The sequence below is a fragment of the Rhodococcus sp. NPDC055112 genome (assembly GCF_053607505.1).
This window is the reverse complement of sequence record NZ_JBSGTR010000081.1, coordinates 1-21,311: the sequence shown is the minus strand read 5'-3', so window position 1 is coordinate 21,311 and position 21,311 is coordinate 1. Positions and strand designations below refer to the sequence as shown.

Genomic DNA, 21,311 nt, shown 5'->3' with positions numbered 1-21,311 from the left:
CGGTACCCGCACCGGGGTACCGATCGCGCACAGTTCGCGCAGCGCTACTCGATCTACTTGATCGCGCCGCGGGCGGTCTCGTAGGCAGCGCCCACCCGGTACAGCCGCTCGTCGGCCATCGCCGGGGCCATGATCTGCAAGCCGACGGGCAGCCCGTCGTCCGCGGACAAGCCCGAGGGCACCGACATCGCGCAGTGCCCGGCCAGATTGGTCGGCAGGGTGCACAGGTCGGAGAGGTACATCGCCAGCGGATCGTTGACCTTCTCCCCCAGCTTCCACGGGGTGAAGGGGCTTGTCGGCGAGACCAGCACGTCGACCGACTCGTAGGCCTTGTCGAAGTCGCGCGCGATGAGTGTGCGGACCTTCAGCGCCGAGCCGTAGTAGGCGTCGTAGTAGCCGGAGGACAGCGCGTAGGTGCCGATCATGATGCGGCGCTTGACCTCCTTGCCGAATCCGGCGGCCCTGGTCGCGGCCATCACCTGGTCGGCGCTCATGTTGCCGTCGTCGACCCGCATGCCGTACCGCATCGCGTCGAAGCGCGCCAGGTTCGACGACACCTCGCTCGGCAGGATCAGGTAGTAGGCCGCGAGCGCGTGCAGGAAGTTCGGGCAGGAGACCTCGACGACCTCGGCACCGAGCTCGGTGAGCTGCGCGACGGCAGCGTCGAAGGAGGCGATGACGCCGGGCTGGTAACTCTCCGAGTGCAATTCCTTGACGACGCCGACGCGCACGCCCTTGAGGTCGCCGCTCGCACCCTGACGGGCGGCCTCGACCACCGGACGGACCGGCGCGTTCACCGAGGTGGAGTCGCGCGGGTCGTGGCCGGCGATCACCTCGTGCAGGAGTGCGGTGTCGAGGACGCTGCGGCCACACGGGCCGCCCTGGTCCAGCGAGGACGCGCACGCGACCAGACCGAACCGGGACACCGTGCCGTACGTGGGCTTGGTGCCGACGGTGGCGGTCACGGCCGCGGGCTGACGGATCGATCCGCCGGTGTCCGTGCCGATGGCCAGCGGCGCCTGGTTCGAGGCGAGCGCGGCGGCCGAGCCGCCGCCGGAGCCACCCGGGATCCGGGTGGTGTCCCACGGGTTGCGGGTGGGCCCGTAGGCCGAGTTCTCGGTGGACGAGCCCATCGCGAACTCATCCATGTTGGTCTTGCCGAGCACCGGGATGCCGGCCTCGCGCAGCTTGGTCGTCAGCGTCGCGTCGTACGGCGACACCCAGCCCTCGAGGATCTTCGATCCGCAGGTGGTGGGCATGTCGGTGGTGGCGAACACGTCCTTGAGCGCGAGCGGGACACCTGCCAGCGCGGAGGCGGGCGCCTGGCCGGAGCCGAGCGCGTCGTCAACGGACTTGGCCGCGCTCAGCGCCTGCTCCCCCGCGACGTGCAGGAAGGCGTTGATCTCGCCGTCGACCGCGGCGATGCGGTCCAGGTGCGCCTGCGTGACCTCGACGGAGGACACCTCGCGGGCGTGAATCTTCGAGGCGAGGACGGAGGCGTCCAGGCCGGTCAGGTCGGTGGTCACTGCTCTTCCCCCAGGATCTGCGGCACGGCGAAACGGTCCTGCTCGACGGCGGGCGCGCCGGAGAGCGCCTGCTCGGGGGTGAGTCCGGGAACGATGACATCCGGGCGGGTCACGTTGGTGATCGCGTTGGGGTTCGCGGAGGGCGGCACATCGTCCGTGGCGACCTCGGCCACCGTCTTGACATGGCTGAGGATCGAATCGAGCTGGCCGGCGAACTCGTCGAGTTCGGCGTCGGACAGCGCGAGCCGGGACAGCCGGGCGAGGTGGGCGACCTCGTCACGGGAGATGGCAGGCACCGCGTGGGCCCCTTTCAGGTCGGAGACAGCGATCGCCCCTAGCCTAGAGCGTCGCCGCCCGGCCGCCGCAGCCAGAGCCGGGGCAGGACGCGCCCCGGCCGCGACGCGACTTCATTTCCGCGACGGAACGATCACATGTCGCCCGTGTCACCGAACCGCGGCGAGCTGGGAATCCGACGGGCAGCGGCGAATTCGCGGACACGTCCGGGCCGCACGCGGACCGGCAACGGTGCAAGGATGGGGTCAGGGCGAACCCACCGTTCCCCGACCACCCGCCATCGAAGGAACGCCCCGTGTCGTATCTCCTGCGTGTCCAGCTCCCCGATCGTCCAGGAAGCCTGGGCTCGCTGGCCGTCGCGCTCGGCTCGGTCGGAGCCGACATCCTCTCCCTCGACGTGGTCGAGCGGGGCGCCGGGTACGCCGTGGACGACCTCGTCGTCGACGTGGCGCACGGCTCGTTGCCGGACACGCTGCTGACCGCAGCGGAGCAGCTCGCCGGCGTGCGCGTCGACTCGATCCGGCCCTACACCGGAATCCTCGACACCCACCGGGAACTGGAGCTGATCGATCAGGTCGCCACGGCCACCGACGACCGGCTCCAGGTCCTCGTCGAGGGCGCCCCCCGCGTACTGCGGGTCGGCTGGGCGACGGTGATCGGCATCGGCTCACGCGGGACGTTCCGGGTGGTCGGCAGTTCGGGAGCTCCCGAAACCCATGCCGGGGAGGCGCCATGGATGCCACTGACCAAGCCGACGGTCCTCGACGGCGAGGCCGACTGGGTGCCGACGGTGTGGAAGGACATGAACACCACGCTCGCGGCGGCCCCCCTCGGGCATTCCGACCAGGCGCTGCTGCTCGGCAGGCCTGGCGGACCGGAGTTCCGGCCGTCCGAGATCGCGCGGCTCGGCTACCTGGCCGGCATCGTGGCGACCGTGCTCAGCTAGTCCGGGGCTGTCGCGGGCTCAGACGAACTCGCGCACCAGCACGGTGAGCGGGACACCCGGCATCGGCTCCCAGTCACGCTGGGGCGCGGGGACGAAATCGTTGCGATCGTAGATGCGGCGGGCGTCGACCATGTCCGCCTCCGTCGAGATCACCACGCGCGCGAGCCCGCGGTCGTAGGCCTCGTCCAGGACGTGCTTCACCAGTGCCGAGCCCACGCCCTTGCCGCGGGCGGTCGGCGCGACCGCGAGCATCCGGAACTCCAGTTCGCCCGGCTCCGCGACGTCGGCGAAGGGGGTGCCCGGCTCGGCGATCGTCAGCGAACCGACGATCTCGTCACCGGCCACGGCCACCACGACCTCGGCGTGCTCCGCGCGGGTCGCGGTATCGCGCAGGCGGTCCACGTACGCGCTCGTGTCCGAAACGAATCCACCGTCGACGTAGACATCGACGGTCAGCTCGCCGACGGTGTCGTAGTCGGCGGGCGTTGCGGGGCGAATCTCGATCATGGGGTCACTATCGCAGGAGTTTCGTTGGTTTCCGTCACGCGTGCGGGCCGATTGTGAACAACCTCACCCGCGTGCCGCCGTCGGCGTGAGGCTCGCGAGCTGGGCTTTTGCCCGCAGCAACAACGCACTGTCCCCGAACTCGTGCCACAGGTATTCCTCCTCGAGCGCGGCGTCGTAGGCCCTGCGCACCGCCGCTGGGCCCACCACCGCTTCGAGGAGCATCAGGTGCGACGCGCCCGGCGCGTGCCAGCCCGTGACCAAGCCGTCCACCACCCGGGCCGGCCGCCGCGCGCTCAGCACCAGGTCGGTCCAGCCGGCCCCTGCCACCGCGGCCCCGCGCTCGGTGGCCGCGGTTTCGAGGGCGCGGGTCACCGTGGTGCCGACCGCGATGACCCGTCCCCCTGCGGCGTGTCGATCGTTGATCAGCCGGGCCGTCGACTCGGGAACCTCGTACCGCTCGGGGATCGGCGGCTCTCCTGGCTCGGCCGATGAGACCGAGGTGTGCAGCAGGATCGGCGCGACCGCCACCCCCGACACGGCCAGCTCGGTCATCATCGCGTGCGTGAACGGCCTTGCCGCGCTGGCCATCTCCGCACTCCCCTGATCCCTTCCGAAGATGGTCTGGTAGTACGGCAGCGGCCACCGCTCCCGCACGTACGCGTAGGTGATCGGCCGGCCTGCGATCGCCAGCAGATCCCGCGCGACGTCCGCGACGCCGTCGATCTCCGCGCGCCACAGCCTGATCGACTTCCGCGGCCAGGGTTCCCGCAGCGTTGCCTGCGCGCCGAGCGGAAGGCGAATGCGCATGCCCGCCGCGGCGGCGCCGAGCGGCCCGGTGGCCGGACCAGGCGCGCGCACCTCCACCACCCAGGCGCCGTCGTCCAGCGGCGTGGAGAAATGCACGACCACCCGGCCGACACCGTCGACGGTGCCGTCGACCGCGGCGGCGAGGGTGGCCGACGTGTTCACGATCACCACGTCGCCGGCACGCAGATATTTCGGCAACTCGTGGAAACGGGTGTGTGCCACCCGCTCCCCCTCGGCAACCAACAGGCGCACGGTGTCCCGCAACTGCCCGCGGCTCTCCGGCGGGCCGCTCGCCTCCAGCCGGTCCGGCAGCACGAAGTCTGGCCCGGCCGCGGCCTCGAACCCCACCTCCGTCACGACGATGCCGCCCCGGTCAGCAGGTCGGCCGCGCGATAGCGGCCGCTCGCCGGTCGGGTGTCGAGCAACCGCATCAGCGCGGGCACCACCGTCTCGGGTTCGGGCCGGTCGGAGATGTCCTCGCCGGGGAACGCCGCCTGGTGCATCGCGGTGCGCATGTCGCCCGGGTCGAAGGCGTACACCGAAAGCTCCGGATGCTCCACGGCGAGCACCGCCGTCGCGTGGTCGAGGGCGGCCTTCGCCGCGCCGTATCCGCCCCACCCCTCATAGGCCTCGACCGCCGCGTCGGACGACACGTTCACGATCACCCCGCCCGCGCGGGTCACCGGTTCGAGCAGCGCGGAGATCAACGCCAACGGCGCGAGTACGTCCGTCGCGAACACGGCCGCGAGCTCGGCCTCCGGGTACTGCGCGAGCGCGGGCATCGGGCTCGGTCCGAGGGCGCTGGCGTTGTTGAGCAGCAGGTCCAGTCGCCCTCGGGCCGCGATCTCCGTGGCGAGCCGTCGACGGTGCCCGGCATCGGTGACATCGCCCTGGCACGTGGTGATCCCGTTCGCGTGCGCCGCGACCCGTTCGAGTGGCGCCGCGTTGCGGCCGGTGATGATCACCTGCCAGCCCCGGTCGGCCAGCGCGAGCGCCACCGCCCTGCCGAGGCCGGCCGATCCGCCGGTGATCAACGCCGTGTAGGTGTCGTTCATCAGTGCTCCTTGCGTCCGGTGACTCCTGGGACCATCCTGAAAGCTCAAGTTCACTTGATGTCAAGGACCGCAGGTGAGGAGCTGCCCATGCGCACCACGGATCTGCTGACCGTCGGCGAGGTGGCGCGGCGCAGCGGCCTTGCCCCGTCCGCACTGAGGTACTACGAGGACCAGGGCCTGATCTCGTCGAGCAGGACGTCGGGCAATCAGCGGCGCTACCAGCGCAGCGTGCTGCGCAGGATCGCCTTCGTCCGCGCCGCCAGGAGCATCGGGCTCAGCCTGGACGAGGTCGCCGAGGCGCTCGCGCAGCTGCCGGACGGGCGTGCCCCGACCCGGGCCGACTGGACGAGACTCTCGCAGAGTTGGCGCGGCAGGCTCAACGAGCAGATCGACGCCCTGATCGCGCTGCGCGACGGGCTCGACTCCTGTATCGGCTGCGGGTGCCTCTCCCTCAAGACGTGCGCGCTGTCGAACCCGGGCGACGCCGCCGCGAGTTACGGACCGGGCGCGGCCTACCTGCCGAAGGCACTGCACCGCGACGACGCGGACCGTACCGCCTGAACGCGCCTCGTCTCCCCGCCCCTACTCCTACAGCCTGGCGCGCAGGGCGCGCACGAACCAGTCGAGCGCGGCCGCCGAACTGTCGGGCGCGGCCCATCCGTTGACCACGGCGAGCAGCCGCAGATAGCGCTCCCGGCGTGGGTCGTTCGCGGCCTCCAGCCGCGACAGCAGCCGCCGCCGAAGCGCGACGTCGTCGTCGGAATGGCCGCGCAGTCGGGCGTAGTCCGCGGTCACCTCCGCCACCACCGGGTCGGACGCGGGCGAGGCCGGGTCCATCCCCGTTGCCAGCATCGGCTCGGCGTGGTCACGGACGACGGCGACGATCTCGCGGTGTACTCCCGCGCGGCCGTCGTGCGCACGGTCGTCTGCGTGGCCGCTCGCCATCTCCCGCATGACGGCGCGAAAGTCCGGATCCCAGGACAGCTCGGCCAGTTCCACCCACGCCTCGACCTGGTCGGCCTCGGGATTGTCGGGCAGTTCCGGGGTCATCGAGCGCATCATCCCCTCGAATGCGGGATCGGCGTCCAGCCCGCCGAAGGCGTGGTCGAGGAAATCGCCTATCAGGCTTCGCCGTTCGGACTCGGACAGCTTGGCCAGCTTGTGCACGAGCCGCATCTCCTCCGGTCCGGAGCCACGCTTGGCCACCACCGACAACACCGTCCGCCGCAGGCGCAGCGTCCGGATCTGCGCCGCCAGTGCCTCCGCGTGCGCCGCCGCCACCTCGGGCAGGGAGGTCTGGCGGTCCAGGACGCCCTTGATCGTGGCCAGGTCCAGTCCCAGTTCGCGCAATGTCCGCACGAGGTCGAGCCGCGCGACCGCGTCGACGTCATAGAGCCGGTAGCCCGCCGGACTGCGGCCGGTCGCCGGCACGATCCCCCGATCCGCATAGAACCGAATGGCCTTGACCGTCAGTCCGGTTCGCCTGGCCAGATCACCGATCGAGTAGAGCGCGTCGTCGTCCATGTCCCCACTCTCGCGTCTCCCGCGGCGGGAGACTCAAGTCCCGTGCCGCGGTCATCGCTCCGACCTGCGGAAACGAGCTCCGAAACCGTTGCGTCGATGCTAGCCTGGATGAACGCGGCGACCGGAAAGGCGCTTGTCGATGAATGGACACATTCGGAGATCGGCCACGGTGGCGCTGGCGCTGGCCGCCGCAGCGTTGGTGATCGCTCCGCCTCAGGCGCAGGGCTTCGCCGAGGACATCTGCTACTCCCCTGGCGGCGCTCCGCCGCACAGCTGTTCACCCTTGCCGCCCCCGTGTCCCCTTGACGATCCGAACGGGCCGATCTGCGGCCTCGAGGCGTTCGCGCGCTATGGGTACACGCTGCGACAGCCGCTCGGCGGGCGCAGCCTCGTGCACGCCGACTCGACCTACATCATCGCCCGCACCGTCGGCTTCTCGGAGCGCGATGCGTACTGGATCGCGGCGTACGACGAGGCGACGGACCTGGGCACGTTTGCGCCACGCGACGTGAACGGCCAGCTCGTCGCCGACGCGGCCGCCTTGACCACCAAGGACATCGGCGGTCTGGTCCGTACGCATTTCGCCACCGGAGGGTTCCTCTTCCACTTCCTCCCGACGATGCCTGGGCCGCTCGATCCCGGGTCCAACGGGCTGCGACCCGACGTCGACGATCCCGCACACGAGGTCATGCTCACGCACGTCCGGCGGTGGGCCATGGCCGGGCCTGGCAGCGGCACCCCGCTGTGCACGGCCGGCTTCACCAACCGTTCGGCGAACGGCGACTATGCCACCGGCGCAGCCTGTTACGACGACCCGCAGCCCGCGCAGATCAACGGCGTGTACAGCGTGCAGAGCCCGGTCGCGATCCCGTTCACCAACACCACAGGAGAGCAGGTCATCTCCGGCGACGTTCGATCGTCGCAATTCGACTCCTGGATCGGTGACGATTCCTGGAACGCGAGGATCGGCATCTACATCCACGCACTCGGTGATCGCATCTCGCACCACGCCTGCACCGATGCCGGCACGATCACCCCGCCCGCGCCGGACCGGCCGGATTTCCGCATCGATCTGAACAAACCCACCTGTGACCAGGGCCCACACGCGGTCCGCCACGAGTACGAGACCGGTGTGGATTTCGCCGGCCTCGAGCCGGAGGACCAGACCACGGAAGCGGCGCTGTCGATGGTCTATGACGAACTCGTCGAGTTCGCACGGATCCGCGGAACCCTCGACGCCGAGGCAACCACGCCCGCGACCAAACAGGCACTCGTGAACGACGGCCTACTGCCTGCCCTTGAGGTCAGAAATCCGGTCGAGCGGATGGCCGCCGTCACCGGGGTCGGTTGCCGGTTCGGTGTTCCGGCATTTCCTGGAAGTCCAGCGTGTCGGGGCTGAGAAACCGTCGAGCCAACAGATCGACGGTAGATCAACGCGCCCGTGTCGTCCGCCCGATGCTCGGGCTACCCGGCGGTGTCGGCGTCGCCCTCCCCGCTCGCCTGCGTGACAGCATCCGGACCGCCCTCGAGCAGCAGCCGGAACCCGTCCTCGTCGAGCACCGGCACCCCGAGCTCGATCGCCTTGTCGTGCTTGGAACCCGGGGCCTCGCCCACCACAACGAACGCGGTCTTCTTCGACACCGAGCCCGCGGCCTTGCCACCGCGGATCAGGATGGCCTCCTTAGCGCCGTCGCGGGTGAACCCGACGAGCGATCCGGTGACCACGATAGAAAGCCCCTCGAGGTTGCGCTCGATCGACTCGTCGCGGGCGTCCTCCATCGACACCCCTGCGGCGCGCCACTTCTCGACGATCTCGCGATGCCAGTCCACCGCAAACCATTCGACGACGGCGGCTGCGATGGTGCCGCCGACGCCGTCCACGGCCGCCAGTTCCTCCACCGAGGCGTTCTCGATCCGCTCGAGGCTGCCGAACTCTGAGGCCAGCGCCCTGGCCGCGGTGGGCCCGACGTGCCGGATGGACAGCGCCACCAACACCCGCCACAGCGGCTTGTCCTTGGCCGAGTGCAGGTTGTCGAGGAGCCTGCGCCCGTTCGCCGACAGCGCCCCCGCCTTGGTGGTGAACAGCGAGGTCTTCATCAGATCCTCGGCGGTGAGCGAGAACAGGTCGCCCTCGTCGGTGATCACGCCCGACTTGAGCAGCTCGGTCGCCGCCTCGTAGCCGAGCACCTCGATGTCGAAGGCGCCGCGGCCCGACACGTGAAAGACCCTCTCCCGCAACTGCGCCGGGCAGGACCGCTGGTTCGGGCACCGGATGTCCGCATCGCCCTCCTTGGCGGGTGCCAGCTCGGTGCCGCACTCGGGGCAGTGTGTTGGCATCACGAACTCGCGCTCGTCCCCGGTACGCACGTCGACCACGGGGCCGAGCACCTCCGGGATGACCTCCCCCGCCTTCCTGATGACCACCATGTCGCCGATCAGCACGCCCTTGCGCTTGACCTCGGACCCGTTGTGCAGCGTCGCGAGCGAGACGGTCGAGCCGGCCACCGTCACCGGCTCCATGTAGGCGAACGGGGTGACCCGGCCGGTGCGGCCGACGCTGACACGGATGTCGAGCAGCCGGGTGGTGGCCTCCTCCGGCGGGTACTTGTACGCGATGGCCCAGCGCGGCGCCCGCGAGGTGGACCCGAGCCGCCGGTGCAGCGCCATCTCGTCGACCTTGACCACCAGGCCGTCGATCTCGTGTTCCACGTCGTGGCGGTGCTCGTCCCAGTACGCGACCCTCGCCACCACCTCGTCGACGCCGCGGACCCGCGCGGTGTGCGTGGACACCGGCAGCCCCCAGGCCGCCAGCGCGGTGTAGGCGTCGTGCTGGGACGCAGGCGCGAAGCCCTCGATCCGGCCGAGCCCGTGGCAGATCATGCCTAGCCGCCGCTTGGCGGTGACCGCCGGGTTCTTCTGCCGCAGCGATCCGGCCGCCGAGTTGCGGGGATTGGCGAACGGCGCCTTGCCCTCCGCGACCAGCGACGCGTTGAGGGCCTCGAAGTCCTCGAGCCGGAAGAACACCTCGCCGCGGACCTCGAGCAGCGACGGGATCGGGAACTCCTCGCTCGGCGTCAGCACGTGCGGGATCTCCTCGATCGTGCGCGCGTTGAGGGTGACGTCCTCGCCGGTGCGGCCGTCGCCGCGGGTGGCGCCGCGCACCAGCCTGCCGTTCTCGTAGACCAGGTTCAGCGCGACACCGTCGATCTTCACCTCGCACAGGTAGTGCAGGTCGGAACCGGCATCGGCCTCCACCCGACGCACCCAGGCGCGCAGTTCCTCCTCGTCGAAGACGTTGTCCAGGCTCAGCATTCGTTCGAGGTGGTCGACCGCGGTGAACTCGGTGGCGAAACCGCCGCCGACGAGCTGGGTGGGCGAATCGGGAGTGCGCAGGTCGGGCCGGGACTCCTCGAGCGCGATCAGCCGGTTCAGCAGGGCGTCGAACTCTCCGTCGGAGATGATCGGCGAGTCCCGCACGTAATAGCGGAACTGATGCTCGCGCACCTCCTCCGCGAGCCGCTGCCATTCGTCGCGCTCGTCGGAGGTCGCCGCTGACAGTGCTGCTTCAGACCCCTTGGCTGCGTTCTCGTCCACGCCGGAAGGTTATCGCAGCAGGCAGACAACGCCGCCGCTCGAGCGGACGCCCGCGGGTCCGATTCAGTCGAACTCGGCGCCGTCGGCGAACGCCCTCGTCAGCTCGGCAGCGCGGCGCAGCGCCGCCCGCGCCCACTCCGGGCTCGCGCCCGCGAGGCCGCATCGCGGCGTCACCGTCACCTGCGATGCGAGGACGGATCGCGGGAACCCCAGCCGGTCGACGAGTGTCACCGCGGGCTCGGCGAGTTCGCGCCAGCCAGGCGCGGGCTCGGCGCCGAGGGTCGGGACCAGCCCCAGGGCCAGCGCGATGCCGTCCTCGAGCAGTTCACCGACCCCGTCGAGGTCAGCGACCGTCAGCTCGCTCAGGTCCAATCCGATCATCGCGGCCCCGCTGCGACGCAGCAGCCCCAGCGGCAGACCGGCGGCGCAGGAGTGCACCAGCACCGGCGACTCCAGCCGGTCGATCACCGACGACAGCACGGCGAGCGCCTCCGGTTCCGGCATCGCGCGAGGGGTCTGCAGGATCGAGACGCCTGCCAGCGAACCGGCCAGCACCGCGGGCAGTCCTGGCTCGTCGAGCTGCACCACGACCGGCGAGCCGAGCCTGCGGGCAACCTCGGCGACGTGCACGCGCAGCCCCTCGGCCAGCGATTCGGCGAGGTCGCGCAGCGCGCCCGCGTCGGTGAGCACGCGGTGCCCGCCGGACAGCTCGACCTGTGCCGCCAGCGTCAGCGGCCCGACCGACTGGACCTTCACCGGCTGATCGGTGCCCCGGCGCCCGGCGACCTCCCAGGCCTCCTCGAGCGCGTCCAGGTCGCGCCGGAGCAGGTCGCGGGCCCGACGCGTGACCGCTCCCGGACGCTGCGCGAGCCGGTAGGCGGTGGTGGAGGTGTCCAGCGGCAGGTCGACCAGCAGCGCGGCCGCGCGGCCGATCATGTCCGCGCCGACGCCGCGGTCGGGCAGTTCGACCAGGTGCGGCAGGGCAGGCAACTCGCCAACCACGATTGCGGCGGCCTCCCGCGGATCGGTGCCGGGCCAGGAACCGACGCCGGTCGCGACGCCGACCGGGATGGACGGTGCCGTCACCGACGGTCCGCGCCGGTTCCGACGATGGTGCCGCTACCGAGGACCTCGTCACCTGCGGGGTCCGGCCGGTACAGCACGACGGCCTGCCCCCTGGCCACGCCGGTCAGCGGCTCGCGCAGCTGCACGTCGAGTCCGCCGTCGACGGGCACGACCACGGCCTCGGCCAGTCCGCCGTGCGCCCGGACCTGCACCACGCACTCGATCGGTCCCTGCGGCGCCGAGCCGGAGGTCCAGATCGCGCGCTCGGCCGCGATCGACCAGACCTGCAGGCGCTCGGCCGAACCGACCGTGACGGTGCCGGTCTCGGGTTCGATGGCGGTGACGTAGCGCGGCTTGCCGTCGGCCGCGGGGCCCTGCACACCCAGTCCCTTGCGCTGGCCGATGGTGAACCCGTGCACGCCCTCGTGATCGGCGAGCACCTCGCCGGAGTCCGCGTCGACGACCTTGCCGGGCCGGACCCCGATCTTGGCGCCGAGGAAGGCCCGGGTGTCCCCTGACGGGATGAAGCAGATGTCGTGGCTGTCGGGCTTGTCCGCGACCGCGAGCCCGCGCTCGGCGGCCTCGGCGCGGATCTGCGGCTTCGGGGTGTCACCGACCGGGAACATCGCCCGGGAGAGCTGCTCGGCGGTGAGCACGCCGAGGACGTACGACTGGTCCTTGTCGGCGTCGACCGCACGGCGGAGCACGCCCTCCTCCAGGCGCGCGTAGTGACCGGTCGCGACCGCATCGAAACCGAGCGCGATCGCGCGGTCCGCGAGGGCGGCAAATTTGATCTTCTCGTTGCAGCGCAGGCAGGGGTTCGGCGTCTCGCCCGCGGCGTAGGACTCGATGAAGTCCTCGATCACGTCTTCCTTGAAACGGTCCGCGAAATCCCATACGTAGAAAGGGATCCCGAGGATGTCGGCGGCGCGGCGCGCATCCCCGGCGTCCTCCTTGGAGCAGCAACCGCGTGATCCGGTACGCAGGGTCCCCGGTGCCGTGGACAGTGCCAGGTGCACGCCGACCACCTCGTGTCCGGCGGCCACCGCTCGCGCCGCCGCCACCGCGGAGTCCACTCCGCCACTCATCGCCGCCAGTACCCGCATCAGCGTGCCCCTCCCCTGGCCCCGGCGCCCGCCAGGCCTGCCATCCTGGCCCGCTCGACCACCTGCGGCAACGCCGCGATCAACGCATCGACATCGGAAGCGGTCGAGGTGTGTCCCAACGAGAACCGCAACGACCCGCGCGCGACGGTCGGGGCGACGCCCATCGCGATGAGCACGTGACTGGCGCTGGCGACCCCGGCCGTGCACGCCGACCCGGTCGAGCACTCGATCCCCGCCGCGTCGAGCAGCATCAGCAGCGAGTCACCCTCGCAGCCGGGAAAGGTGAAGTGCGCGTTGCCGGGCAGTCGCTGATCGCCGACCGGGCCGTTCAGCACCGCGGTCGGCACGGCCGCGCTCACCCCGGCGATCAGCCGCTCGCGCAGCCTGATCAGCTCGGCGGAGCGAGAATTCATGTCCGACACCGTCTTCCGCAGGGCGGTTGCCATCGACACCACCGCCGCGGTGTCCAGGGTGCCCGCCCGCAGGTCGCGCTCGTGGCCGCCACCGTGCAGCAGCGGCACGCACGGCACCTGGCGACCGAGCAACAGCGCTCCTGCGCCCTGCGGCCCCCCGAACTTGTGCGCGGCGATGCTCAGCGCGGAAAGACCGCTGGCCGCGAAGTCCACCGGCAGCTGGGCCACGGCCTGCACCGCATCGCTGTGGATCGGTACCCCGAATTCGGTGGCGACGCCGGCGAGTTCGGCGATCGACATGATCGAACCGACCTCGTTGTTCGCCCACATGACGGTGACGAGCGCGACCTCGTCGGCGCTCGCGGCCAGCTCGACCCGCAACGCGTCGGGGTCGATGCTGCCCTGCCGGTCCACCGGCAGCCAGGTGACCTCGGCGCCCTCGTGTTCGACCAGCCACTCGACCGCGTCGAGCACGGCGTGGTGCTCGACGGCGCCCGCGATGATCCTGCGGCGGCGCGGGTCGGCGTCGCGGCGGGCCCAGTAGATGCCCTTGACGGCCAGGTTGTCGCTCTCGGTGCCGCCGGAGGTGAAGATGACCTCAGACGGCCGTGCGCCGAGGTCGGCGGCGATGGACTCTCGCGCCTCCTCCACCCGGCGGCGGGCCGCGCGGCCCGAGCCGTGCAGCGAGGAGGCGTTGCCCACCGTGGCGAGCACCGCGGTCATCGACTCGATGGCCTCGGGCAGCATCGGTGTCGTCGCAGCGTGATCGAGGTAGACCTGGGATGGCGCGCTGGACCGCAGGGTGGCGTCACTGCGGTCGGAGGAGCTCGGGTGGGGCGTTGTCATGACCTGACCAGGATAGCCCGTCGCCCGGGGTCCGCTGCGACCGCGACTGTGCTGGTAGGCCCGCTCACGCCGCCGCGGTCTGACGGCCCTCCATGCTGTCGAGGATGTCCTGCACGGTCAGGTCCGCGCCGAGGATCTCGCGCGCCGCCCGCTCGCAGCGCCGCGCCAGCTCCCTGCGGTCGGCGCCCGGCTCCTCCAGCGGCGCGAGCAGCACCTCGACGTCGAGTCTGCGCAACCCGATGGTCCGGCGCAGCGACCCGGCCAGCGTCTGATCCCCGACGAAGCAGGCCGTGGTGTCCAGCCGCCCGTCCGGCGTGCAGTACCTGATCCCGACGGGCTGCACCAGCGCGCCCGCCTCGACCGCGGACTGGAACAGGGCGGGGCGGAAGCTGCCGTAGGCACGCCCGCACCAGGTGGTGCCCTCGGGGAAGGCCACCACCCGCCCACCGGCCCGCAGCCGCTCCGCGGCCTCGTCGACCGCGCCGGGCAGCTCGGACAGCCGTGCCCGGTCGATCGGGATGATCCGCATCCGCCGCGCCAACGTCCCGAGCAGCGGCCAGTCCAGCAGGTCCGCCCTTGCCACGAAGTCGGCGGGCCCGAGCGCGCTGAGCACGAGCACGTCCGCCCAGGAGACGTGCCCGGCCACCACCAGCACTCCCCGTTCCCCCGGATCGAGGTCGAGGCCGCGCTCGTCGCGGACCCGCAGCCGCACCCCGAGCCCGCGCAGCGCGGCCCTCGAGTAGCCGCGCTGCAGCGAGCGACGCCAGGTTCCCGGCAGCACCCCGCCCGCAAGCAGGACGGGCAGCGAGAGCAACATCGCCGCGAGCATCGCGCACCGCGCGACCACCCGGGCCAGGCCTGCCCGCTCCGTCGCGGTGGGCAGGCAGCCGTCCCCACAGGGGCTCGAGGGCATCCAGTCGTGCGTCATCGGACGATCATCGGGACGGCGGCGGCGGCCGACCGCAGCCGGCTCAGGTAGCGCTCGTCGGCCTCCGTCATGCCCAGCAGGGCCACGAAGTCGGCGACGCCGAAGTCGGGGTCGTAGGCGGGCTCCCCGCAGATCGAGGCGCCAAGGCGCAGGTACCCGCGGAGCAGCGGGGGCAGCACCGTGCGGGCGGGGGCCGCGATCTCGTCCAGGCCGGGCACCGGCCGCAGCGGACGCACCCGCAGGTCCGGGGCGGTGGCGTGCGCGTCGAGAAGTCGGTCGCGGACCCCGCGCACGTTCGCGCCGGGCAGATCGCTCGGCCGGGCCTGCATCGGCACCGACACGCACCCCATGGCCCAGCGGTAGCCGGTGAGCTCCAGGTAGTTGAGGATGCCCGCCCACATCAGGCCCAGCACCGAACCGGAGCGGTGATCGGGGTGCACGCAGGCCCTGCCCATCTCGACGAGCTGCGGGCGCAGCCGATCGAGCGCGGCGAGGTCGAACTCGGTGGCGGTGTAGAGCCCGCCGGCGGCGATCGCGGCGTCCGGGGTCAGCATCCGGTAGCAGCCGACGACCTCGTCGGCCAGCTCGTCGCGCACCAGCAGGTGATCGCAATACTCGTCGAAGTGGTCGGCGTCGAGACCGTCGGAGATGCCGCGGACCGCGCCTTCGAAGCCCGGTTCGGCCGCGAACACCCGGTAACGCAGCCGCTGGGCGGCGATCCGGTGCTCGCGGTCCGAGGACAGCAGCAGGGTGTATCTGGGGACGGTGGTGACGCTCGGGCAATCGTTGATGAGGACCGGCGTTGTCGTCATGCCCGAAGAGTCACCGAGCCGGGCGGCCTCCCGGCATCAGGTCGGTGTCGTGTCGATGCAACTTCGGTGAACACGACGGCGGCCCCGCTCCCAACCAGGGAACGGGGCCGCCGAAAGGTGACGCGGGATCAGCCCTTGTGAGCCTTGACCGCCTCGGTGAGCTGCGGTGCGACGTTGAACAGGTCGCCGACGACGCCGTAGTCCGCGATCTCGAAGATCGGGGCCTCTTCGTCCTTGTTGACGGCGACGATGGTCTTCGACGTCTGCATGCCTGCGCGGTGCTGGATGGCGCCGGAGATGCCGAGCGCGATGTACAGCTGCGGGGAGACCGTCTTACCGGTCTGACCGACCTGGAACTGGCCCGGGTAGTAGCCCGAGTCCACGGCGGCACGCGAGGCACCGACCGCGGCGCCGAGCGAGTCGGCGAGCTCCTCGACCACGCTGAACTTGTCGGCGCTGCCGACGCCACGGCCACCGGAGACGACGACCGACGCCTCGGTGAGCTCGGGGCGGTCGCCGCCGACGATCGGGTTGCGCGAGGTCACCTTGACGGCGCTCTCGTCCTGAGCGGGCACCTCGACGGTGACCTGCTCGGCGGCCCCGGCCTGCGGCTGGGCCTCGACGGCACCCGGGCGAACCGAGATGACCGGGACCTCGCCGTTGGCCTTGGCCTCGACGGTGAACGCGCCACCGAAGATCGAGTGCACGGCGCTGCCGTCGGCCTTGACCTCGATGACGTCGCTGAGCAGGCCGGAACCGATCCGCGCGGCCAGACGTCCGGAGACCTCTTTGCCCTCGGTGGTGGCGGCGGTGATCACGGCGGCCGGTCCGGCGGACTCGACCAGGGCGGCGAGGACGTCGACCTTCGGGGTGATCAGGTAGCCGTCGATGTCATCGGACTCGGCGACGTAGATCTTCGCGGCGCCCGCGGCAGCCAGCGCCTCGGCGAGCTTCGCCGCGGTTCCGGCCGGGCCCGCGACGACCGCGGCCGGCTCACCGAGCGCGCGCGCTGCGGTGATGAGCTCGGTGCTGACCTTCTTGAGCGCACCCTCGGCGTGCTCGACGAGCACAAGTACTTCTGCCATTGCTGTCTTCTCCTACGTGTGGGTCTGCTGGTTGAGGGGCGCGATCAGATGATCTTCTGGCCGACGAGGTAAGCGGCGATCTTGCTGCCGCCATCGCCCTCGTCGGAGACGCGCTCACCAGCGGTACGCGGGGGCTTGGGGGTGGACGCGGTGACGGTGGTGCCCGCGTTCGCGACGCCAACGGTCTCCGGGTCGACGCCGAGGTCGGCGAGGGTGAGGACCGAGACTTCCTTCTTCTTCGCGGCCATGATGCCCTTGAAGGACGGGAAGCGCGGCTCGTTGATCTTCTCGGTGACCGAGACGATGGCGGGCAGCGAGGCCTCGAGGCCGAAGATGCCCTCGTCGGTCTCGCGCTCGCCGGTGACCTTGCCGTCGGCGACGGTGAGCTTGCGCAGCTGGGTGAGCTGCGGGATGCCGAGGTACTCGGCGATGATGGCCGGAACGGCGCCGACGCGGCCGTCGGTGGCCTCGTTGCCTGCGATGATCAGGTCGGCCGGCTCATCGTTCTCGAAGCCGATCTGGCCCAGCGCGGCGGCCAGGGTCCAGCCGGTCTGGATGGCGTCGGAGCCGTGCAGGGCCGGGTCGTTGATGTGAACGGCCTTGTCGGCACCCATGGACAGCGCCTTGCGGATGGCATCGGTGGCGCGGTCCGGGCCGGCGGACAGCACGGTCACCTCGCCCCCCTGCGCCTCCTTGATGAGCAGGGCCTCCTCGACCGCGCGCTCGTTGATCTCGTCGAGCACGGCGTCCGCGGCCTCGCGGTCCAGCGTGAAGTCACCATCGGTGAGCTTGCGCTCGGACCAGGTGTCAGGAACCTGCTTGATCAAAACGACGATGTTCGTCATGGGTCTTCGTCGACCTCCTGTGTATTTCTGCCTGATGATCGAGAGCAGCTCCACGTCGAGGAGGAGCGCTCGCGTAACCGTCTCGTTCGCACGTCGGGTGTGCGTCAGATTACCCCATGTTAAGTTACCCGCGAGTAACTTGGGTGGGAAACCTCGTCCACCATAACGGCCAGGAGGATCATTCATGCCTGTGATGTGGACCACCCCGACCAGTTCTGACACCGAGGGCACTAACCTCCCAACGGTGAGCGATTCATCTGTCTCGACCCCGGCCATGTCCGTCGACGCCGAATACAACCCGACGGCTGCCGAGGCGACCCCGCAGCCGAGCGAAGCGACCCTGCCGCTGACCGGCGAGCGCACCGTCCCAGGCGTGCCCGAGGAGAACTACTGGTTCCGCCGTCACGAGGTGGTGTACCGACAGCTGCTCGAGCGCTGCGCCAGCCGCGTCGTTCTCGAGGCCGGGTCCGGAGAAGGCTACGGCGCCAACATGATTGCCGATGTCGCCGAGAAGGTCATCGGGCTCGACTACGACACCTCCGCCGTCGAGCACGTGCGTGCCCGCTACCCGCGCATCGACATGCGCCAGGGCAACCTCGCGGACCTCCCGCTGCCCGACGCCAGCGTCGGGATCGTGGTCAACTTCCAGGTGATCGAGCACCTGTGGGACCAGGCCCAGTTCCTGGCCGAGTGCTTCCGCGTGCTCACCCCCGGCGGCGAGCTGCTGATCAGCACCCCGAACCGGATCACCTTCTCCCCCGGCCGGGACACCCCGCTCAACCCGTTCCACACCCGCGAGCTCAACGCCGCCGAGATGACCGAACTCCTCGAAGAGGCCGGCTTCGTCGTCGACCTGATGACCGGCGTGCACCACGGGCCCCGCCTGCGCGAGCTCGACGAGAAGCACGGCGGCTCCTTCATCGACGCCCAGATCGACCGCGCGCTGGCAGGCGAGCCGTGGCCGGCGGACCTCGTCGCGGACGTCGAGGCCATCACCGTTGACGACTTCGCGCTCATCGAGCCCGACATCGACGCCAGCCTGGACCTGGTCGCCATCGCACGGAAGCCCGCGGTGTCAGGGTGAGCCAACCGACCGGAGCTGCGCAGGAGCCGGGCATGTTCTGCCTGGTTCTGCACTCACACCTGCCGTGGTTGGCAAACCACGGCAGGTGGCCCGTCGGCGAGGAATGGCTCTACCAGTCCTGGGCGGCCACCTACCTGCCCGTGGCCCGCGTGCTGCGCACGCTGGCCGCGGAGGGCCGCACCCGGCTGCTCAGCCTCGGCATCACCCCGGTGCTGGCGGCCCAGCTCGACGACCCGCACTGCCTGGCCGGGATGCACCACTGGCTGGGCAACTGGCAGCTGCGCGCCCACGAGGCCGCGGGCATGCGCGACCAGGCGCACCGCGACCTCGGTGCGCGCGAGCACCGACTCGCCGCGGAGGCGCTGACCGACTTCGAGGAGCGCTGGGCGCACGGCGGCTCGCCGGTGCTGCGCGGGCTCGTCGACGCCGACGCCATCGAGCTCCTCGGCGGACCGCTGGCCCATCCGTTCCAGCCGCTGCTCCATCCGCGGCTGCGCTCGTTCCAGCTCACCGAGGGCCTCGCCGACGCGAAGGCGCGTTGGGGCACAAAGCCCTCCGGGATCTGGGCACCCGAATGCGGCTACACGCCCGGGATGGAGCGGGAGTACGACGCCGCGGGCGTGCAGCACTTCATGGTGGACGGCCCGTCGCTGCGCGGGGACACCTCCCTCGGCCGCCCGGTTCGCGAATCCGACGTGGTGGCCTTCGGCCGCGACCTGCAGGTCTCGTATCGGGTGTGGTCGCCGAAGTCGGGCTACCCGGGCGACGGCGCCTACCGCGACTTCCACACCTACGACCACGACACCGGGCTCAAGCCCGCACGGGTCACCGGGCGCACCGTCGACTCGAAGGACAAGGCGCCGTACGACCCCGAGCTCGCGGCCGCCGCCATCGACCGGCACGTCGCGGACTTCGTCGACACGGTCAGGTCCCGGATGCGCTCGGAGAGCGAACGCATCGGCAGGCCCGCGCTCGTGGTGGCCGCCTTCGACACCGAACTGTTCGGACACTGGTGGTTCGAGGGTCCGCAGTGGCTGGAGAAGGTCCTGCGCGCGCTGCCGGAGGCGGGCATCCCGGTCGGCACCCTCGCCGATGCCAGGGCGGCCGGCTTCGTCGGCGAACCGGTCCAGCTCGCGGACTCCTCCTGGGGTAGCGGCAAGGACTGGCGGGTCTGGGCAGGCGATCAGGTCGCCGACCTGGTCCAGCTGAACACCGAGGTCGTGCAGACCGCACTGGACGCGGTGGACAAGGCCCGCGGGGCGCAACGCGCGCCCGGTCGGCCGGAACTGCGGGATCGGGTCAACGACCAGATCCTGCGCGAGGCCATCATGACCGTGCAGAGCGACTGGGCGTTCATGGTCAGCAAGGACTCCGCCGCCGGGTACGCCCGTGACCGCGCGCACCTGCACGCCCACGCCACCCGGGAGATCGCGGGCGCCGTCGCCGCGGGCCACCTGGACCGAGCGCGGCAGCTGGCCGACGGCTGGAACCACGCCGACGGGCTGTTCCCCTCGCTGGACGCCCGGCGGCTCCCCGACGACGCGATCGGCGGTCCCGCATGAAGGTCCTGATGGTCTCCTGGGAGTACCCGCCGGTGGTGGTCGGCGGGCTCGGCAGGCACGTGCACCACCTGGCCACCGAGCTGGTGCAGGCAGGTCACGAGGTGGTCGTGCTCTCGCGGCGCCCCACCGGCACCGACGCGTCCACCCACCCGACCATCACCCACATCTCGGAGGGTGTCCTCGTGGTGGCGGTCGCCGAGGACCCGGCGCACTTCGTGTTCGGCGAGGACATGCTGGCCTGGACCCTCGCGATGGGGCACGCCATGGTGCGCGCCGGCGTCGCGCTCGGCAAGCCCGGGCTCGGCGACGGCTGGCTGCCCGATGTCGTGCACGCGCACGACTGGCTGGTGGCGCACCCGGCGATCGCGCTGGCCGAGTACTTCGACGTGCCGCTGGTCTCCACGCTGCACGCCACCGAGGCAGGCAGGCACAGCGGCTGGATCTCCGGGACGATCAACCGTCAGGTGCACTCCGTGGAGTGGTGGCTGGCCAACGAGTCGGACGCGATCATCACCTGCTCCGCCTCGATGGAGGAGGAGGTCACCGAGCTATACGGTCCGCAATTGCCGCCGATCACGGTGATCCGCAACGGGATCGACGTCACCACATGGAACTACCGGCAGCGCGCGCCGCGTTCCGGCCCGCCGCGGCTGCTGTTCGTCGGCAGGCTCGAGTACGAGAAGGGCGTGCAGGACATCATCGCCGCGCTGCCCCGGATCCGGCGCAGCCACCCTGGCACCACGCTGGCCGTCGCGGGTGAGGGCACCCAGTTCGAGTGGCTGCAGCAGGAGGCGCGGTCCAACCGGGTCCTGCGCTCGGTGACCTTCCTCGGCAGTCTCGACCACACCGAGCTGCTGGGCTGGCTGCACGCGGCGGACGCGATCGTGCTGCCGAGCCGGTACGAGCCGTTCGGCATCATCGCGCTCGAGGCGGCGGCGGCGGGCACCCCGCTGGTCACCTCCACCGCGGGCGGGCTCGGCGAGGCAGTCGTCGACGGCGTCACGGGCATGTCGTTCCTGCCCGGCGACGTCGAGGGACTGACGTCGGCGGTGCGCGAGGTGCTCGACGACCCCGCGGCCGCACAGCGCCGGGCCGAGGCGGCCCGCGAACGGCTCACCGCCGACTTCGACTGGCACAGCGTGGCGCTCGACACCGCGCAGGTCTACCTGAGCGCCAAGCGACGGGTGCGACACCCGCTGGCACGCCCCGACATCCCCCAGCGGCCGCTCCCCGGCCGCTAGGCGGCTCCGCCGCCTGTGCGCGGTTGATGAGTCCAGGGACTCGTCAACCGCGCACAGGCGCGTAGCGCCTC

20 protein-coding genes are annotated in these 21,311 nt (G+C 71.1%); 6 read left to right on the top strand and 14 right to left on the bottom strand.

The window, feature by feature from the left end; translation table 11 throughout:
• Positions 1-53: 53 nt before the first annotated feature.
• Positions 54-1,526 (bottom strand): Asp-tRNA(Asn)/Glu-tRNA(Gln) amidotransferase subunit GatA, encoded by a 1,473-nt coding sequence (gene gatA / locus ACWFRB_RS24445; protein ID WP_452643823.1) that lies wholly within the window; start codon positions 1,524-1,526, stop codon positions 54-56.
• Positions 1,523-1,822 carry an Asp-tRNA(Asn)/Glu-tRNA(Gln) amidotransferase subunit GatC gene (gene gatC, locus ACWFRB_RS24440; protein WP_027499190.1) on the bottom strand — a complete coding sequence of 100 codons (300 nt, stop codon included), beginning with the start codon at positions 1,820-1,822 and terminating at the stop codon, positions 1,523-1,525. The genes gatA and gatC overlap by 4 nt, the downstream gene beginning before the upstream one ends.
• 293 nt (positions 1,823-2,115) lie before the next feature.
• On the opposite strand from gatC, the gene ACWFRB_RS24435 reads away from it, so the two are divergent.
• Entirely contained in the window at positions 2,116-2,766 is a 651-nt protein-coding gene (locus ACWFRB_RS24435; RefSeq protein ID WP_452643822.1) for an amino acid-binding protein, read from the top strand.
• Between the two features lie 18 nt (positions 2,767-2,784).
• Here the strand turns inward: ACWFRB_RS24435 and ACWFRB_RS24430 are convergent, their stop codons facing one another.
• The 3 genes from ACWFRB_RS24430 to ACWFRB_RS24420 all read right to left on the bottom strand — a co-directional run bounded on the left by ACWFRB_RS24430 (position 2,785) and on the right by ACWFRB_RS24420 (position 5,135).
• Positions 2,785-3,273, bottom strand: a complete 489-nt coding sequence (locus ACWFRB_RS24430; protein ID WP_452643821.1) for a GNAT family N-acetyltransferase — start codon at positions 3,271-3,273, stop codon at positions 2,785-2,787.
• Between the two features lie 63 nt (positions 3,274-3,336).
• Positions 3,337-4,437: an S-adenosylmethionine:tRNA ribosyltransferase-isomerase gene (locus ACWFRB_RS24425; protein WP_452643820.1), complete on the bottom strand. Its 1,101-nt coding sequence runs from the start codon at positions 4,435-4,437 to the stop codon at positions 3,337-3,339.
• Entirely contained in the window at positions 4,434-5,135 is a 702-nt protein-coding gene (locus tag ACWFRB_RS24420) for an SDR family NAD(P)-dependent oxidoreductase (RefSeq protein ID WP_452643819.1), read from the bottom strand. The genes ACWFRB_RS24425 and ACWFRB_RS24420 overlap by 4 nt, the downstream gene beginning before the upstream one ends.
• 87 nt (positions 5,136-5,222) lie before the next feature.
• On the opposite strand from ACWFRB_RS24420, the gene soxR reads away from it, so the two are divergent.
• Positions 5,223-5,696: a redox-sensitive transcriptional activator SoxR gene (gene soxR, locus ACWFRB_RS24415; protein ID WP_452643818.1), complete on the top strand. Its 474-nt coding sequence runs from the start codon at positions 5,223-5,225 to the stop codon at positions 5,694-5,696.
• Between the two features lie 27 nt (positions 5,697-5,723).
• Here the strand turns inward: soxR and ACWFRB_RS24410 are convergent, their stop codons facing one another.
• Positions 5,724-6,659, bottom strand: coding sequence for a MerR family transcriptional regulator (locus ACWFRB_RS24410; protein WP_452643817.1), 936 nt, complete (start codon positions 6,657-6,659; stop codon positions 5,724-5,726).
• A 139-nt stretch (positions 6,660-6,798) separates the two neighbouring features.
• On the opposite strand from ACWFRB_RS24410, the gene ACWFRB_RS24405 reads away from it, so the two are divergent.
• Positions 6,799-8,058, top strand: a complete 1,260-nt coding sequence (locus tag ACWFRB_RS24405; protein WP_452643816.1) for a hypothetical protein — start codon at positions 6,799-6,801, stop codon at positions 8,056-8,058.
• 65 nt (positions 8,059-8,123) lie between these two features.
• On the opposite strand, the gene ligA is transcribed toward ACWFRB_RS24405, so the two are convergent.
• The 8 genes from ligA to ACWFRB_RS24365 form a co-directional block, all read right to left on the bottom strand.
• Positions 8,124-10,217 carry an NAD-dependent DNA ligase LigA gene (gene ligA, locus ACWFRB_RS24400; protein ID WP_452643825.1) on the bottom strand — a complete coding sequence of 698 codons (2,094 nt, stop codon included), beginning with the start codon at positions 10,215-10,217 and terminating at the stop codon, positions 8,124-8,126.
• Positions 10,218-10,316: 99 nt separating this feature from the next.
• On the bottom strand, positions 10,317-11,339 hold the full coding sequence (locus ACWFRB_RS24395) for a methionine synthase (protein ID WP_452643815.1): 1,023 nt from the start codon (positions 11,337-11,339) through the stop codon (positions 10,317-10,319).
• Positions 11,336-12,424: a tRNA 2-thiouridine(34) synthase MnmA gene (gene mnmA / locus ACWFRB_RS24390; RefSeq protein ID WP_452643814.1), complete on the bottom strand. Its 1,089-nt coding sequence runs from the start codon at positions 12,422-12,424 to the stop codon at positions 11,336-11,338. Before mnmA ends, ACWFRB_RS24395 begins: the two co-directional genes overlap by 4 nt.
• Complete coding sequence (locus tag ACWFRB_RS24385; protein ID WP_452643813.1) at positions 12,424-13,683, bottom strand: cysteine desulfurase family protein; 1,260 nt, start codon at positions 13,681-13,683, stop codon at positions 12,424-12,426. Before ACWFRB_RS24385 ends, mnmA begins: the two co-directional genes overlap by 1 nt.
• Positions 13,684-13,747: 64 nt before the next feature.
• Entirely contained in the window at positions 13,748-14,611 is an 864-nt protein-coding gene (locus ACWFRB_RS24380; RefSeq protein WP_452643812.1) for a lysophospholipid acyltransferase family protein, read from the bottom strand.
• Complete coding sequence (locus tag ACWFRB_RS24375; protein ID WP_452643811.1) at positions 14,608-15,423, bottom strand: GNAT family N-acetyltransferase; 816 nt, start codon at positions 15,421-15,423, stop codon at positions 14,608-14,610. The genes ACWFRB_RS24380 and ACWFRB_RS24375 overlap by 4 nt, the downstream gene beginning before the upstream one ends.
• 128 nt (positions 15,424-15,551) lie before the next feature.
• Complete coding sequence (locus tag ACWFRB_RS24370) at positions 15,552-16,508, bottom strand: electron transfer flavoprotein subunit alpha/FixB family protein (RefSeq protein ID WP_097213606.1); 957 nt, start codon at positions 16,506-16,508, stop codon at positions 15,552-15,554.
• A 44-nt stretch (positions 16,509-16,552) separates the two neighbouring features.
• On the bottom strand, positions 16,553-17,353 hold the full coding sequence (locus tag ACWFRB_RS24365) for an electron transfer flavoprotein subunit beta/FixA family protein (RefSeq protein WP_452643810.1): 801 nt from the start codon (positions 17,351-17,353) through the stop codon (positions 16,553-16,555).
• Positions 17,354-17,627: 274 nt separating this feature from the next.
• Between ACWFRB_RS24365 and ACWFRB_RS24360 the strand changes: the two genes are divergently transcribed.
• From ACWFRB_RS24360 to ACWFRB_RS24350, 3 genes are read left to right on the top strand one after another with little or no spacing between them, the layout of a single operon-like run.
• On the top strand, positions 17,628-18,437 hold the full coding sequence (locus tag ACWFRB_RS24360; protein ID WP_452643824.1) for a class I SAM-dependent methyltransferase: 810 nt from the start codon (positions 17,628-17,630) through the stop codon (positions 18,435-18,437).
• 32 nt (positions 18,438-18,469) lie between these two features.
• Entirely contained in the window at positions 18,470-19,999 is a 1,530-nt protein-coding gene (locus ACWFRB_RS24355) for a 1,4-alpha-glucan branching protein domain-containing protein (RefSeq protein WP_452643809.1), read from the top strand.
• Complete coding sequence (locus tag ACWFRB_RS24350; RefSeq protein ID WP_452643808.1) at positions 19,996-21,240, top strand: glycosyltransferase family 4 protein; 1,245 nt, start codon at positions 19,996-19,998, stop codon at positions 21,238-21,240. The genes ACWFRB_RS24355 and ACWFRB_RS24350 overlap by 4 nt, the downstream gene beginning before the upstream one ends.
• Positions 21,241-21,311: the final 71 nt, after the last annotated feature.